Origin of the sequence: Anaerolinea thermophila UNI-1, from assembly GCF_000199675.1 — a bacterium.
Lineage (GTDB): Bacteria > Chloroflexota > Anaerolineae > Anaerolineales > Anaerolineaceae > Anaerolinea > Anaerolinea thermophila.
This window is the reverse complement of record NC_014960.1, coordinates 324,674-339,390: the sequence shown is the minus strand read 5'-3', so window position 1 is coordinate 339,390 and position 14,717 is coordinate 324,674. Positions and strand designations below refer to the sequence as shown.

15 protein-coding genes are annotated in these 14,717 nt (G+C 55.6%); 5 read left to right on the top strand and 10 right to left on the bottom strand.

All coding sequences use genetic code 11. The features are described from left to right. Position 1: 1 nt before the first annotated feature. Positions 2–847 carry an MBL fold metallo-hydrolase gene (locus ANT_RS01540; RefSeq protein ID WP_013558742.1) on the bottom strand — a complete coding sequence of 282 codons (846 nt, stop codon included), beginning with the start codon at positions 845–847 and terminating at the stop codon, positions 2–4. Positions 848–963: 116 nt separating this feature from the next. Here ANT_RS01540 and ANT_RS01535 point away from each other — a divergent pair, with 116 nt between their 5' ends. Then, positions 964–1,749 carry a hypothetical protein gene (locus ANT_RS01535; protein WP_013558741.1) on the top strand — a complete coding sequence of 262 codons (786 nt, stop codon included), beginning with the start codon at positions 964–966 and terminating at the stop codon, positions 1,747–1,749. A 50-nt stretch (positions 1,750–1,799) separates the two neighbouring features. On the opposite strand, the gene ANT_RS01530 is transcribed toward ANT_RS01535, so the two are convergent. After that, complete coding sequence (locus tag ANT_RS01530; RefSeq protein WP_013558740.1) at positions 1,800–2,807, bottom strand: prenyltransferase; 1,008 nt, start codon at positions 2,805–2,807, stop codon at positions 1,800–1,802. Positions 2,808–2,855: 48 nt separating this feature from the next. After that, positions 2,856–3,494: a hypothetical protein gene (locus ANT_RS01525; RefSeq protein ID WP_013558739.1), complete on the bottom strand. Its 639-nt coding sequence runs from the start codon at positions 3,492–3,494 to the stop codon at positions 2,856–2,858. A gap of 309 nt (positions 3,495–3,803) precedes the next feature. Between ANT_RS01525 and ANT_RS01520 the strand changes: the two genes are divergently transcribed. Together ANT_RS01520 and ANT_RS01515 are read left to right on the top strand one after the other, a co-directional pair. Further along, on the top strand, positions 3,804–5,222 hold the full coding sequence (locus tag ANT_RS01520; protein ID WP_041454482.1) for a DUF8740 domain-containing protein: 1,419 nt from the start codon (positions 3,804–3,806) through the stop codon (positions 5,220–5,222). Beyond that, positions 5,219–5,566 (top strand): hypothetical protein, encoded by a 348-nt coding sequence (locus ANT_RS01515; protein WP_013558737.1) that lies wholly within the window; start codon positions 5,219–5,221, stop codon positions 5,564–5,566. Before ANT_RS01520 ends, ANT_RS01515 begins: the two co-directional genes overlap by 4 nt. A 51-nt stretch (positions 5,567–5,617) precedes the next feature. On the opposite strand, the gene ANT_RS01510 is transcribed toward ANT_RS01515, so the two are convergent. The 3 genes from ANT_RS01510 to ANT_RS01500 all read right to left on the bottom strand — a co-directional run bounded on the left by ANT_RS01510 (position 5,618) and on the right by ANT_RS01500 (position 9,020). After that, on the bottom strand, positions 5,618–6,796 hold the full coding sequence (locus ANT_RS01510; RefSeq protein ID WP_013558736.1) for a hypothetical protein: 1,179 nt from the start codon (positions 6,794–6,796) through the stop codon (positions 5,618–5,620). A 2-nt stretch (positions 6,797–6,798) separates the two neighbouring features. Then, complete coding sequence (locus tag ANT_RS01505; protein ID WP_013558735.1) at positions 6,799–7,713, bottom strand: DNA-methyltransferase; 915 nt, start codon at positions 7,711–7,713, stop codon at positions 6,799–6,801. A gap of 179 nt (positions 7,714–7,892) precedes the next feature. Then, entirely contained in the window at positions 7,893–9,020 is a 1,128-nt protein-coding gene (locus ANT_RS01500) for a 4Fe-4S binding protein (protein WP_013558734.1), read from the bottom strand. Between the two features lie 195 nt (positions 9,021–9,215). On the opposite strand from ANT_RS01500, the gene ANT_RS01495 reads away from it, so the two are divergent. Then, the gene (locus ANT_RS01495) at positions 9,216–9,422 is read left to right on the top strand and encodes a YgaP family membrane protein (protein ID WP_013558733.1); all 207 of its coding nucleotides are present in this window, start codon (positions 9,216–9,218) and stop codon (positions 9,420–9,422) included. Positions 9,423–9,432: 10 nt separating this feature from the next. Beyond that, positions 9,433–9,948 (top strand): thioredoxin domain-containing protein, encoded by a 516-nt coding sequence (locus ANT_RS15930; RefSeq protein WP_013558732.1) that lies wholly within the window; start codon positions 9,433–9,435, stop codon positions 9,946–9,948. A gap of 113 nt (positions 9,949–10,061) precedes the next feature. On the opposite strand, the gene ANT_RS01485 is transcribed toward ANT_RS15930, so the two are convergent. The 4 genes from ANT_RS01485 to ANT_RS01470 all read right to left on the bottom strand — a co-directional run bounded on the left by ANT_RS01485 (position 10,062) and on the right by ANT_RS01470 (position 14,668). After that, the gene (locus ANT_RS01485; protein ID WP_013558731.1) at positions 10,062–10,973 is read right to left on the bottom strand and encodes an ABC transporter permease; all 912 of its coding nucleotides are present in this window, start codon (positions 10,971–10,973) and stop codon (positions 10,062–10,064) included. 3 nt (positions 10,974–10,976) lie between these two features. Further along, complete coding sequence (locus ANT_RS01480) at positions 10,977–12,029, bottom strand: ABC transporter permease (RefSeq protein ID WP_013558730.1); 1,053 nt, start codon at positions 12,027–12,029, stop codon at positions 10,977–10,979. Further along, entirely contained in the window at positions 12,016–13,524 is a 1,509-nt protein-coding gene (locus ANT_RS01475) for an ABC transporter ATP-binding protein (protein ID WP_231854297.1), read from the bottom strand. The genes ANT_RS01480 and ANT_RS01475 overlap by 14 nt, the downstream gene beginning before the upstream one ends. 121 nt (positions 13,525–13,645) lie before the next feature. Continuing rightward, positions 13,646–14,668: a BMP family protein gene (locus ANT_RS01470; RefSeq protein ID WP_041454478.1), complete on the bottom strand. Its 1,023-nt coding sequence runs from the start codon at positions 14,666–14,668 to the stop codon at positions 13,646–13,648. Positions 14,669–14,717: the final 49 nt, after the last annotated feature.

Below are 14,717 nucleotides of genomic sequence, written 5' to 3'. Positions count from 1 at the left end.
CTTACTCCTCGACTTCTTCGCCTTTGGACTGGTAATGACGGCTATAGTAATGCGTTAAGCCGTAACGCAAGCGTTGACGATACAAGGGCAGGGGATTGAAAGGCTCCAGCAAAGCCGGGACAAGCGCTTCGGTTTCGCTGACGGGGGCGTTTTGTTTTGCCAGCGCATCCAGTTTTTCCTGCACGGTGCGCAGGAAATGGATTTGCGCGCGCACCTGCTGATGGGCTACCAGCCCGCCTCGTCCGCTGACCAGCAAATAATCCTGATATTCGCCCTGGAGCAGGCTCTCCAACTGTTCAATCCACAGGGGCAGGTTGGCGCTGGCAAGAAAGGGGGGCTGGTTTAATACCACCGCATCCCCCAGGAAAATGACACGCGACTCGGTCAGCACTGCCCAGATGGCACCCGTTGAACAACCCGGATGGTACTCCAGACGGATGGGATGATCATCCCAGTGGATGGTGAGTTGGTCGCTGAAGGTAATTTCCGGGGGCGACCAGCGCACCGACCCCAGCCCATTGTATTGTTCCCACTCAGCGCCGGTTTCACTGCCCTGCGCCTTGAAGGTCATGGGGCGATTGCGAAACACCTCTGCCATGCGCTCATGTGCCAGCACGGTGCACTCCATATTGCGCACACCAATGGTGCGGTCGAAATGCGCATCCAGATTGATGAGCAAACGATCCACCCCGCCGCCCAAACTGATGAGCGCCGAACGCCACGAACGAGCATCCTCAGGGCGGAAAGGGGCATCAATCAAAATCAACCCATGGGGGGAGTTGATCGCGCCCAGCGTCACGCCGGGGTAAGCGGTTTCAATATAAACTTGAGGGACGATTTCCTGCATACCGTAAGTATATATCCTTTAGTCAATTTAAGGCTCGTAACCTGAAGAACATCCCGAGCGAACAGGACAATTGTAACCTGATTATTTGTTCACCAGAAAACCTATAATGGGTTTAGATGAAGATAATTCTGGGAACTTCCCTTTTTGTCCAGATATCTGGCGTCGGGAAGGTCGTGCCGCTAACGCCTTCCCAATTGCCAGTGGGAGCGCGCCACGGCTGGCATCTCTCCATTCCCGCCGGCGATGGACGCGCCTATCGGCTGGCACAAATTGAGCAAGGACCATTCCGTACCCGTACCGAGTTCCCGCTCATCCCGCCGGTAGAATGGACGGTTTGGGCGCGGGTCTCAGCAGGTGATTTGCCCGGCACGTGGGGCTTTGGCTTCTGGAATGAACCGTTCAGCGCGGGATTGGGATTGCGCGGCATGCGGCGGGCTTTGCCGGTTTTCCCCAACGCGGCGTGGTGCTTCTACGCTTCGCCGCCCTCATTTCTTTCCCTGCGCGATGATCAGCCCGGCAGGGGCTGGATGGGCATGGTCTTTTCTTCGCCAACCACTTCCCCGCTGGCATGGCTTCCCGCGCTCCCTCTGCTGGCGGGACTGCTTTTTCCCGCCACCCGGCGGGGACTGCGCCGCCTCGCCCGCCGCTGGATTCACGACCAGGCTGTAATTCTGCCGGTCGATGTCACCGCGTGGCACCGTTACACCCTGCGCTGGGAGCATCAGCGTGTCTCTTTTGAGGTGGATGGCACCTGGTCAGCCGCTTTGCCCTTTGCGCCGCGGGGCAAAATGAAAGCCCTGGCATGGATCGACAATCAGATGGCGTACTTCGACCTGCAGGGCAATCTGGGAAGCGGGATACTCCCCAACCCGGCGGCATGGCTGGAGATTGCCGAGGAATAAAAAAGACGTCCGGTATCCCCGGACGTCTGAAAAAGCATTTCAGGCACTGCTTACTTCAGCAGGATATTGCGCAGGATGGCATCGGCAATCAAGCCCAGCAGGAAGAGCATGCCATACACACGGTTGTGATAGAAGTTTGCGGCTACAAACCAGAGGGGCCAGATATCCTTGCGCTCGGCGGGCGGTTCAGACGGGCGCGGCGAACCCAGCATCTTCCAGGTTTCGGGCAGATAGCGCAAAGCAAAGAACACGATGAGCATGGCGGGGGTAAAGTAGCCCACCAGCACCAGCACCGCCACCAGCGCATACATCAGCACAATCATCACCCGCACGCTGGCGCGCGCGGCTTTCTCTCCGATGATGACCGGCAAGGTGCGCACCCCTTTCTGGCGGTCGGCGTCCAGTTTGTCAATGTGCTTGCCGTAAATGACCGTGGTCGGTCCCAGCGCATAGGGCAAACCCGCCAGCACCGCCATCCACGACCATTCGCCGGTGATGACAAAGTAACTGCCGCCAATCATCAGCGGACCCCACACCAGCAAAACCGCCGCTTCGCCCAAGCCAATGTACTTGAGGGGATAGGTGTAGAAGAAGACGAAGAACGCGCCCAGCGCCAGCAGAACCAGCGCCAGCCAGCCGCGCAGGAATACCAGATACAAACCCGCCGCCAGCGCCAACGCGCCGGTGACCGCCGCGTAGGTGAGCAGTTGTTTGCGGGTCATCAACCCCTGTTGCAGGGGGTGCGGTCCGTACTGAGCGCGGAAGTAATTGTTTTCGTCAATACCGCGCTCGTAATCGGTCAGGTCGTTGAGCAGGTTGTTGAGGGCATGAGCCAGCACCAATCCCAACGCTACCAGCAACCACAGCACCAGGTTGAATTTGCCATCACGCGCCGCCAGCAGTCCGCCGATGGTGGCTGAAGTAAAAGTCATAATCAGCACCGCCGCGCGGGTGGAAATTAACCAGCGGGAGATGACATCCAGTTTTTCCCATTCCTCGCGGGTAATGCGAGGAATCACCTGCAGGGCTTTCATCCACATACCGACATTAACGCTCATTTTTATCTCCTTCAGCGTTTTTGCGTCAATTATAATGCGGATGACAGATTACAGGGGGAGAAACATACGGGGTTGTATGTGCTGAACGCGGTCAGGGGACTGATCGCACAAGCGGGCAATCGCCGCCGCGGCGTAGGCGTTTAATTCGGCAAGGGAGAGAATTTTTTCGTAGGGCAGTTGCCCGCGCAGAAGTTTAAAGCGGGTAATTTCTTCGAAAAACTCCATGGCATCGGGGACATCACAATCCAGGTCTGCCAGCAGAAGTTGGCGCTGGATGCGCCCTTCCAGGGTATTCCCCGGCAGAGGCGGGTGTCCCAGCCACCGCTCAAAGGCGCTTTCGGCATCGGTTTCCAGCCACTGACGCAGGCTCTCATCCTCGGCGGAGAAATTCACATACCCCACCCGCTGAAGGGTCGCCGCCAGCGGCGGAGTGGATTCTTCAGAAGTTTCCGGCAACAGCGATGGAGACTCCGGAGCAGGCTCAGCAGAACGCAGGGTACGGGCGCGCAAAGGCGGGGTGAGCACCAGCAGGGCACTGCCCGCGCCGGCGGCAAAGGCAAGCGCATCCGCCAGCGTGCCAGTGCCAATTGCCAGCGAATGTCCTCTGGCATCCAGCGCGGTGAAGGCAGTGGGGCGTTTCCCGCTCGAAGCCAGCGCCACACCCACATACATCAGGAATTTCGCCATACGATATCAGTTTAGCCCAAAACGCCATTCCTCACAACTTTTTTTCGAGGGGGAGATTACCAGGCACCCATTCAGAAGAGCGCCCTGCTCAGTTTTTTCACTGAAACACCCATAAACAGGATATATTTATATAATAAACACATAAACATCATGTATCTTTGTGGGGGAAAACGCCGGGAAACGAATTTTTCCAGGAAGTTCATTTTCAATCACATCACCCTGGACTGAACTGCATCAGCCTAAAACTTGGGAAAATCGAATGCCCATCCGCATTCGATGGGTTCAACCCAAAAAAACTGGAGGTGTGAAATGAAACAATCTTTCAATTTTCTTGGAATGCTTGCGACCATTCTGGCTCTGGCTTTAACCGCAGGGCTGACGCAGGCACAAGCCAATCCCGCACAATTACAAGCCGCAATCGGGGACGGGTTTACCTATCAGGGAATGCTGAACAAAGGGGGAAACCCTTACAGCGGGGTGTGCGACTTTCAGTTCAGCCTGTGGAATGCCAGCAATGATGGCACTCAAATTGGCACAACCCAGGAAAAAACCAGCGTCCAGGTGACCAACGGCATCTTCACCATTTCTAATCTGGACTTTGGCGCTTATGCCTTCCCGGGCGATGAACGCTGGCTGGAGATTGCCGTCAAATGCACCGGCGATGCGGGTTTCACCACCCTGACCCCACGCCAGCCGCTGACTGCCGTGCCTTACGCTCTTTACAGTAAAAATTCCTGGAGCACCAGCGGCAACAAGGGGACGGTCCCAGGCACTCATTTTCTGGGCACAACAGATTTCCAACCTCTGGAACTGCGGGTCAATAACCAGCGCGCCCTGCTGATTCAACCCAAAACTTCCAGTACCCTCAATATCATCGCCGGTCATGCTGCTAATACCATCAGTTCGAATGTCGTTGGAGCCACCATCGCTGGAGGCGGCGGCAATGATGTATGGAAGAATGAAATCAAGTCTTCAGGGGATTTCGCCACCATCTCCGGAGGAAAAATCAACACTGCCGATGGGAATGGCGCAACCATCAGCGGCGGCACGGCAAATACCGCCAACGGGCAGGCTGTTGTCATTGGCGGAGGGAACATTAACACCGCCGTGGGCTATGCCGCCACCGTGAGCGGCGGCGGAAACAACCAGGCGCTGAAAGACGGCGACACGGTGGGCGGGGGCATGAACAACACTGCCAACGGCAGTAACTCCGTCATCAGCGGCGGGGCTTATAACACCACCACCGCTGTCATGGCGGCAATTCCCGGCGGATATCGAGCCAAAGCAGACCACTTCGGGCAAATGGCATTCGCCAGCGGGTCATTCAGCACGACGGGCGACGCCCAGACCTCGACGTTCGTTATGCGCAACTCCAGCACGGGGTCGTCATCAATCACCCTCTACCTGGATGGTACCAGCGCCCTTCTGACCATCGCCGATGGGCGCACCCTGACCTTTGATATCCTGATTGCCGGACGCAGTAATACGGGAGAATCGGCGGGATACCACATTCAGGGGATCATCGAAAACGTTGACAAATCTCTCTCTTTCATTGGAACGCCCACCATTACAATTCTCGGCGAAGACGATCCGGCATGGAATGTGCGGGTAATCGCGGATGATGTGAACGACACTCTGAACATCCAGTGCAAGGGCAACGATGAAGTGGTACGCTGGGTTGCCACGGTTCGTACGGCAGAAGTGTTTTGGGGGAGTGACACACCATGAACGCACAAATCTTCAGAACTCACAAACTCCGTTTCTTCTGCTCCCTGCTGGCTTTCCTGCTGTTGCTGACCTTTTCCGCCACCTTCTCCACTCAAAGCCAGCCCGCGAAAGCCGAGGCGCTATCGGCTGAACCTCTGGCAGGGACGGGATATGAAATCACCTGGTGGACGGTGGAGGGCGGAGGACTGACCTGGAGCCAAAACGGCGGGTACTCCCTTGGCGGGACGATTGGACAGCCCGATGCCGGCGTGCTTCAAGGCAATACCTATACATTGAAAGGAGGATTCTGGGCAGGCGCCCGCATCCAGCGCAATGTCTATCTTCCTTACATTAGAAAGAATTGAGTTTAACCCTCTGCTGGGGCAGAGCGCGCTCTGCCCCAGCGTTCATAAAGCTCACGTCCTGAAATCCCGAATTAACCTTCTTTCAGAAGAGTATCCCATACATAGAGTATTTATAGGACATTGCTGACAATCTGGCTGATCATGATTAAAACAGTAATGAGTGCCAATAAAAATCAAACCATCATCAAAATGAGCTGCATGCAGCCCGCGACCTCGGTTTTGCCAAAGATAAATATGTTGGATTTGTTGAATTTGAAAATTTTTTGGACGCTTTTTGTGCGTCTTTAAATGGCGAAGGCAAATTTCTTCATAGGGTTCTTTCAAATTATCCCCGACATTCTTAACCGCCTTCATTCCTCGCAAATTGGTCACTCGCAGGTATGTAGTGTTGCCTTTTCCTTTCCCTGATTGAAGAACTAACTGTTTTTTAAAATCTTCCTCATCCGCCCAGTGAAGCAGGAAACCTGTGCGCCATAAAACACGCCCAGCATTTGAATCATAGGGAACCTCGTAAGAGAAATCATCCCAACCATCCCCGGACTGGCGAGTTAACCGAAAACTGGATACTAACCACTTCCCAAACAAATGAGATGCTTTATCTCCAATGGCTTTACCAAGCCCATACCTGGAATGATCCTTGAGCTGCTGCGTCATTCTCTCTGCAGAATCATAACTTTCCAGATAGTCCAACAGAGCATTTTCTCCACTCAAATTTTCCTTTTGGCGATCCTTTTCCAGCAAATAAGGCAAGCTTAAAGGCACTCCCCAGCGAAAAATAGCGTACCCCAACACCTGACTGGCATTATCCATAAACAGGTTATAACGTGCTGGGTTTGAACGATTGGCTTCTGCCCATACTCTTGCCCGAATGTTTTTAATTGCCTCGTGCCGGGCAAGGATTTCATCAATGGCAACACCTATTTCACTAAAGAAAGAAATCGGCTTGTGCAAAAAACGGATTTCCTTGCGGTACAGTTCATTCGTCGTCTCAATCAGCATGCGACGAATACCTTCAATATCGGGGCCTTGATCCAGTACGGCACATAATAACAGAAAACGTGTCAGAGTTTCCCGTCGAGTTAAAGAGCCATCTCTTTGATCAAGGTTTTTCCAGTCTATTTCGCCCTGGACAAAAAAGTGCCGGAAAATTTCCACCTCATGGAGAAGGGGACGGGAAGGATGCTCTTTCCCTACTTCCGCAATGGCAATGACGAGTTCTTGCAGTTCCATGTTTATTTTTCTTCTTTCAGCAAACTGGGCTGGTGCACTTTTCCATTGGCTTTGCCCTTAATCGGTTCACCAATAGACACCTTATCAAACACCGCTATTAGTTGTTCCTGACGCAAATCCAGCGGCTCTGGAATCCTCTGTTTTGCCAGCTGAACGTATTTTTCGATGACCTCATACCCTACATATGGACGTCCTAAATGACGAGCCACCTTCAGAGTTTGTCCTGAACCGACAAATGGGTCCAGGATCAAATCGCCAGGATAAGAATACAGTTGAATAAGACGAAAAGGAATTTCCTCAGGAAACGGAGCCGGATGGGGAATGATTTTTGGCGGAACTGGCGCAATATGCCAGATATTGTTGGCAATATCCATGGTGAACAGGCGATCAATAGAATACTGCGCTTGTTCTTTCTCCTCTTGGGATCGGTTTTCGTAAATTCTGGGACCAGGTTTGCGGAAGATCAGGATATATTCATTCATGATATTGGGGTAAAAATATCCCGGATAAGGCTTCTGAATGCTTACCCCTGCACGCTTCACCCCCGCAGTACACTTATGCCAGATGATATCCTGATAAAATTCCCACCCAATTTGTACAAACTGAGAAGTCATATCAAATGGCACAGGGTACAATTTCCCTTCCAACAATACTGTGCCAATCACAACTGCACAGAAACCGCCCGGCTTGGTCACCCGATACACTTCCCTGAAAATTCGCACAAGCCAATCCAGATATTCGTGATAATCCTGATAGCCATTTGCGTACTGTCTTGTGCGGTAATACTGTGAGTCATCCTCAGCATGGCGATCATAGTCAATGGCATTCCAGTAAGGCGGTGAAGTGACCGTGAGGGAAACCGCCCCTTCTTCTAACTCTGGCATTCTTTCACAGGAATGGGTATAAATGATATTCATGTTTTTATTATAAGCCAATCAAATTTTTGCCTGGAAAAATGTCCATGGGTTACCACTTCCCCCTTGAGGAATGTCTCAAGAATAGCACCATCTCCCTGAAAAATAAAATCCTCTTCAAGGAACAAGCGAGGTGCTCCCAAAGACGATGAGCGTATTTGCGCCGAAGGCTTGATTCTGGACTAGTTTTTCTCCCAGCGTAGGCGCAGGCTGAGGGCATCGTGCGGACACACCGAGACGCACAAACCACACGCCGCGCACAACTCCGCATCCACCTGCGCCACCTGCTTCTGCGGCGCACGCAGAGCATCGTACTGGCAAACCCGCTCGCAGACACCGCACCCCTTGCAGCGGGCTTCGTCCACCACCGCTACCTGCTCCAGCGAAGTCACCACGCGCTGACCGTTGCGGTATTTCTCCAGGAATTTGCCTTTGACTTCCTGCAAACTGGAATAGCCGTGTTCTTCCAGCCAGCGGGCAGTTTCGGCAGCAATTTTGCCGTAGATGTCCGGTCCCCGCAGAATGGCGGCAGTGCACACTCCCACCATAGACGCCCCCGCCATAAGGAACTCGATGACATCCTCTCCGCGGGTTATTCCGCCCACCCCGATGATGGGTTTGTCGGTCACCCGCGCGGCTTCAAACACCGAACGCACCGCCAGCGGTTTGAGCGGCGCGCCCGACATCCAGCCGTAGCCGAATTTGGAGCCCAGATAGGGTTCGCCCCCGTGTTCAATATCAATGCTCAGGGTGGGACCAAAACTGTTGATGCAGGCGTACCCGTCCACATACGGGTCGAGCAGGCGCACGAACGCCCCCAAATCGCCCAGATGCGGGCTGAGTTTGGCAATAATGGGCAGGGTCACCACTTCGCGCAGAAGTTGCGCAGTTTCAATAAGACGTTCCGCATCCAGATAATGCACCGAAAACTCGATGATATCCACCCCTTTGTCCTGCAGGCGTGGAGCCAGCACCGCAAGGTCTTCAGCACTGTAGCCCACGCTGGCAATTAGAGGCAAGCCATACTCCCGCGCGGCGGCAAGGGCTTCGTTGTATTCTTTCTGAAACCACACCTCCGGGGGCAATTCACTCCACAACTCGGTATTGAGCATGCCTGCCGTGCCAAAACGTACCATGTTGGGATGCGGTACCGGAGCGGCGCGGCTGGAAATCGTCTTGGTCAGTAAACCACCCGCACCCCCCTCAGCGGCACGACGCACCATCCGACCGGAGCCTACATTCGGACCGGCAGCAGGGATGACTGGATTTCTGAAGGTATGCCCCCAGAGATGGAGAGAAAGATCAACCATCGGATGCAACGTCCTTTCAATGAGAGGATTTGTGGAATTGTCAGACATGCTGATTATAGCGAGGAAAAAAAGCCCTGTAAACGGACATTCTTCCTGATTTTTGGAATATGTTGAGGGAGTTTGTGTAACTTTTTTTCAGAGGGTACATCTAAACCATCAGGATTTGTTTAGTTTTGGTTTCAATCGGAGGATCGTATGTCAAACTGGATCAATGAATCGGGACTGGATCGCGTCATCCGCGTCATCCTAGGATTGGTGTTACTGGTACTGGGGTGGGGCGGCATCGTCAGCGGCACGCTGGGTGTAGTTTTCAAGATTTTGGGCTTCCTTCCTCTGCTCACCGGTCTGATTGGCTTCTGCCCGGCATACGCGCTGTTTAAATTCCGCACCAACAAAGCCTGATTGACCGGTCATGGATCGCGTTGAACTCTTAAGGAAAATTCAAAAGCACCCTCGACCGGTGATTGTGGAGTTCTGGGCGCCCTGGTGCACTCCCTGCAAGGTGATGGAGCCCTCGCTTAAGCAGGTCGCCAAAGAATTTCAGGGCAAGGTGGACCTGTGGCGCTACAATGCCGACGAACACCCCGAACTGGTGCGTGACCTGCGCATCATGGGCATTCCTACCGTGCTGGGCTTCAATGCCCAGGGCGAAATTTTCCGCCGCACCGGCGCCCTGCCCCTGGCAGGGGTACGCGAAGCTTTTACCGCCGCGCTGGAAGGCAAGAAACCCGAAAAGCATCTTTCGGCGCTGGAGCGCGCCCTGCGTGCAGGTACGGGCATTGTCCTGCTCCTGGTGGGGTGGTCCATGCAAATGAACTGGGTTTTCCTGACTTTGGGCGGGATTGTCCTGTTCAGCGCCGTGTACGACCGCTGTCCGATTGTACAAGCCATCAAACCGCGCCTTGAGGCGCTGTTCAAAAAGGGATGATGTCTCCCCCATGATGGAAGAAAGCCCTGCCTTTGCCTTCAGCAGGGCTTTCGCCTTTAAACCAACGGAGACGGGATTTGTCTTCCCGTCTCCATTTTTTCTCAATTGAGAGCCTACTCGCGGCGGTAGGGTTTGAGCAGTGCCGCCGGAGCCGTGGCACTGCGCCCCGCCAGCACCAGCGCCAGAATGGTTACCAGATAGGGCAGAGCAAGGAACAATTCATAGGGCAGTTGCGCGCCGGTAGATTGCAGGCGCAATTGCAACGCCGAAACGCCGCCAAACAGCAACGCGCCCCACAACACCCGCGAGGGCAACCAGTTGGCAAAGATAATCAGCGCAATGCACACCCAGCCGCGCCCGGCGATGATGCCGAAGATGAATGAGCCTAACTGCGCCAGCGAGAGGAACGCGCCGCCCGCCGCCATCAACCCACCACCAATGGCCAGCGCCAGGTAGCGGATGCGGAACACATTAATCCCTGCGGCGTCGGCGGCTTCGGGGTTTTCGCCCACCGCGCGCAGGTGCAAACCAAAACTGGTGCGGTACAGCACCCACCACACCAGTGGCACCAATGCAATGGCAATGTAGGTAAGCAGATACTGCTCAAAAATCGGTCCCAAAATGGGCGTATCGCCAAAGGGCGAAACTTTTGTGAAGGTGGCAATCGAGGGCTGAACACTGCGCTCCCCAAAAATCACGCGGTACAGGAAGAGGGAAATCCCCGTCGTAAGCAGGGTGATGCCCAAGCCGGAGACGTGCTGGTTCACCCCCAGGGTGACGGTTAACAAGCCCATCAGCAAGCCCGCCAGCACCCCGGCAATCACCGCCGCCAGCAAGCCCAGCCACAATGAACCGGTGGTGTACGCCACGGCAAAGCCGGTGAACGCCCCCAGGAACATGGTGCCTTCAATACCCAGATTGAGGATGCCCGAACGCTCGCTGAACAGTTCGCCCAGCGTTCCCAGGATGAGCGGAGTAGCCACGCGCAGGGTTGCGGCAATTAAACCAACCAGAAAGGCTTCCATGGCTCACTCCCTCCGAATGCGGTAATTTTGCAGAACCAGCGCCGCCAGAGTGATGAGCAACAGCGCCGACTGCACGATATTGCCCAGATAAATGGGAATGCCCATCGCCCGGCTGACCGTTTGCGCGCCGGTATCCAGCAAGCCCAGAAACAACGCCGCCAGGCTAACCCCCAGCGGGTTCAGTGCGCCCAGCATGGCAACGATAATCCCCGTGTAGCCAAAGTTGTTGGAAATGGCTTCGATCAGGTGATAGTGGATCCCCGCCACCTCGCTAACACCTGCCAGCCCGGCAATCCCGCCGGAAATCAACGCCGCGGTGAGCATGGTTTGTTCCACCTTGACTCCCGCAAAGCGCGCCGCTTCTTTGCCCATCCCTACCGCGCGCATGCGCAAGCCCAGCACTGTGCGCCGGAACACCAGCCACACCGCGCCGATGGAAATCCATGCCAGCAGGAAACCCAGATGCAAGCGGGTGCGCGGGATAAGGCGCGGGAAAATGGCGCTTTCGGCAATTTCGGGCGATTGAGGCCAGCCCGAAACCGGCGAACGCCAAACCCCATTGAGCAGAAAACTGATAAAGAAGAGGATCACCGTGTTCAACAGCAGGGTGGTCACCACCTCGTCCACGTCCAGGCGCGTCTTGAGCAGGGCGGGAATTGCCGCATACGCCATCCCGGCGGCAAAACCGCCCACAATCATGATGGGGATTGCCAGCACCGGCGGAACGTTTTGCAGTACCATCCCCAGTCCGGCGGCGGCAATCGCGCCCGCCAGCAGTTGCCCCTCGGCGCCAATGTTGTAATACCCGGCGGAGAAAGCAAAGGTGACCGCCGCGCCGGTGAGCAGTAAGGGAGTGGACTTAACCAGCACCTCAATGGCACTGCTCTGCGAAGCCAGCGGCACAATCAGGAAGTAATAGAACGCCTCAAAGGGATTCTTGTTAAGCGAAAGCACCACCAGCGAGGTGAGCAGGAAGGTAACCACAATGCTGATGATGGGAATCAGCGGTCTTACCCATAACGGCGCGGGGTAGCGTTCAATCTTAAGCTTCGGCATAGTCCACCTCCAGCGCGCCCGACATCATCATCCCCAGCACCTCAGGGGTAGCCCGCCTGCCGGAGACAACGCCCACAATGCGCCCTTCGTACATGACGGCAATGCGGTCAGAGAGCGCCAGCACCTCATCCAGGTCTTCAGAAATCATCAAAATTGCCGTGCCTGCCTCGCGTTGTTCGAGCAATTTACCGCGCACATAATCGGTTGCGCCGATGTCCAGCCCGCGGGTAGGCTGAGCAACAATCAGCACCCGCGGTTTGTGCGCCAGCGCCCGCGCCAGCAGGACTTTCTGCATGTTGCCGCCCGAAAGCGTGCGAATGGGATCCTGCGGGCGGGCTTTGATTTGAAAGTCCTCAATCATCTGCTGGGCAAACTTCTGCACAGCGGAGTAGTCCATCATGCCGTTGCGGGAGAACTCTTCCAGATGCTCCAGCACCAGATTTTCGGCAACGCTCAGGTCCCCCACCACGCCGCTGTGACGGTCTTCGGGCACGCGCCCGATGTTAGCGGCGGCAAAGTCAGCCGGGCTTGCCCCCGTCATGTCTCTGCCATCCACCCAAACCGTACCACTCACCGGCTTGAGCATTCCCGAAAGCACCTGTGCCAGTTCGCTCTGCCCGTTCCCGGAAATGCCTGCAATGCCCAGAATCTCCCCGGCGCGCACCTCCAGCGAGACATTCTTCAAAGCAGGCAGTCCTTTCTTATCCAGCGCATTGACTTTCTCCAGCCGCAAGCGCACCTCGCCGCCGCGCCGCTCGGCAGGACGCACCACGCCAAACGTCTCGCGCCCCACCATCATGTGCGCCAGTTCGGCTTCGTTGGTCTCACCGCGCAGGACCGTGCCGATTTTCTTCCCATCCCGCAGGACGGTGATGCGGTCGCACAATTCCATGACTTCGTTGAGTTTATGGCTGATGAAGACCAGCGCCATGCCGCTTTCGCGCAGTTTGTTCAGCGTTTCGAACAGCGCTTCCACTTCCTGCGGCACCAGCACGGCGGTAGGCTCGTCCAGAATCAGCACCCGGGCATTGCGGTACAGCGATTTGAGAATTTCCACCCGCTGGCGTTCCCCCACCGAGAGATGACGCACCAGCGCATCGGGTTTGACCTCTATGCCGAAGCGTTTTGCCGCATCCACCACCCGCTGACGCATCTGCACCAGGTCCAGCGTGGTGCCGCCTTCCTGACCCAAAGCCACATTTTCCACCACACTGAGCGGCGGCACCAGGGTAAAGTGCTGGGTGACCATACCAATGCCCAGTTGAATGGCATCTTTGGGCGAGTGAATGGTTGCCACTTTTCCCGCCACGCGGATTTCGCCCTCATCGGCGCGGTACAACCCGTAAAGAATGCGCATCAGGGTGGTTTTGCCTGCGCCGTTCTCGCCCAGCAGAGCATGGATCTCGCCCGGCTTCAGGTAGAAATCAATGTTCTGGTTGGCTTCCACCACCCCAAATCGTTTGGTGATCCCTTGCATTTCCACTATGAAGTTCAAGGCGGGATCCTCCTTTGGCGTTGAATACCCGCATGGGGTCCGCGGAGTTCCACACGGACCCCATGCACGTTACAAAAGAATTACGACACCTCTTGCAGGTTCAACGGTCTTCCTTACCGGATTAGTTGACTGCCTGCGGTTGATTCTCGTCAATGTCCACGCGGAACAAGCCTTCTTTAATCTGCTGTTCGCGTTCGCGCACCTTCGCCACCAGGTCTGGAGGCAGTTTGCTCTCGGTGTTGTGGAACGGAGCCAGGCTGGCGCCGCCCTTGGCAACCATCGAGAAGTCCTTGAGATCCTGAGCGGTGTACACACCGGCTTTCACCTGGCTGAGGACGTACTCCACGGTGGGGGTCATGTTCCACACCGGGCTGGAGACCACCAGATCAGGCGCCAGTTCATTCTGGTCGCTCATGTTGCCAAATACCCACAAGCCCTTTTCCTTGGCGGCTTCAATGACGCCAAAGCGCTCGGCATACAGCACATCGGCACCGGCATCAATCTGCGCCAGGGCGGCTTCCTTGGCGGCGGCGGGGTCGAACCACGAGTTAATGAAGGTCACCAGGACTTTCACGTTGGGATTGACTTCTTTGGCGCCGCGGATGAAGGCGTTGACCAGACGGTTCACTTCCGGCACGGGGTATCCACCCACCACACCAATCGTTCCGGTCTTGGTCAAGCCGCCTGCCAGCATCCCGCACAGGTAAGCCGGTTCATGAATCCAGTTGTCGAACACGGAGAGGTTGGGGTCAGAGGGACCCAAGCCCGAGCCGAAAACGAAGGCAATCTGCGGGAAATCCTTGGCAACGCGGCGCACAGCTTCCTCGTTCCCGAAGGCATCGCCGAAGATGATATCGGGTTTCTTCTGCTCGGCGACTTCGCGCAGGATGCGCTCCATGTCGCCCGAGTAGCCAATGTTTTCGGTATATTCGTAGTCAATCTTGCCCTCTTCGCGGGCTTTGATCAACGCGGCGTGGATGACGCCGTCCCACGGCTCTTCAATGGGCGTAGCGAAGGCACCGAAAACCTTGAGTTTTTCCGATTTGGGCGCCGCTGTAGGGGTCGCCGCGGGCGCACAAGCCGCCAGCAGGCTGGCTACAAACAGCACCAGCACCAGCAGGGAAACAAAGCGGTTGAATTTCATGTTCTCCTCCATTCAGCAGTTAGATTGAACGGAACAAACGGAAACACTA

Coding starts and splice junctions, on each gene's coding strand:
- ANT_RS01495 (WP_013558733.1), top strand. CDS start 9,216: ATGTCAAACTGGATCAATGAATCGGGACTGGATCGCGTCATCCGCGTC.
- ANT_RS01510 (WP_013558736.1), bottom strand. CDS start 6,796: ATGGAACTGCAAGAACTCGTCATTGCCATTGCGGAAGTAGGGAAAGAG.
- ANT_RS01500 (WP_013558734.1), bottom strand. CDS start 9,020: ATGGTTGATCTTTCTCTCCATCTCTGGGGGCATACCTTCAGAAATCCA.
- ANT_RS01520 (WP_041454482.1), top strand. CDS start 3,804: ATGAAACAATCTTTCAATTTTCTTGGAATGCTTGCGACCATTCTGGCT.
- ANT_RS01505 (WP_013558735.1), bottom strand. CDS start 7,713: ATGAATATCATTTATACCCATTCCTGTGAAAGAATGCCAGAGTTAGAA.
- ANT_RS01535 (WP_013558741.1), top strand. CDS start 964: ATGAAGATAATTCTGGGAACTTCCCTTTTTGTCCAGATATCTGGCGTC.
- ANT_RS01485 (WP_013558731.1), bottom strand. CDS start 10,973: ATGGAAGCCTTTCTGGTTGGTTTAATTGCCGCAACCCTGCGCGTGGCT.
- ANT_RS01470 (WP_041454478.1), bottom strand. CDS start 14,668: ATGAAATTCAACCGCTTTGTTTCCCTGCTGGTGCTGGTGCTGTTTGTA.
- ANT_RS01525 (WP_013558739.1), bottom strand. CDS start 3,494: ATGGCGAAATTCCTGATGTATGTGGGTGTGGCGCTGGCTTCGAGCGGG.
- ANT_RS01530 (WP_013558740.1), bottom strand. CDS start 2,807: ATGAGCGTTAATGTCGGTATGTGGATGAAAGCCCTGCAGGTGATTCCT.
- ANT_RS01540 (WP_013558742.1), bottom strand. CDS start 847: ATGCAGGAAATCGTCCCTCAAGTTTATATTGAAACCGCTTACCCCGGC.
- ANT_RS01480 (WP_013558730.1), bottom strand. CDS start 12,029: ATGCCGAAGCTTAAGATTGAACGCTACCCCGCGCCGTTATGGGTAAGA.
- ANT_RS01515 (WP_013558737.1), top strand. CDS start 5,219: ATGAACGCACAAATCTTCAGAACTCACAAACTCCGTTTCTTCTGCTCC.
- ANT_RS15930 (WP_013558732.1), top strand. CDS start 9,433: ATGGATCGCGTTGAACTCTTAAGGAAAATTCAAAAGCACCCTCGACCG.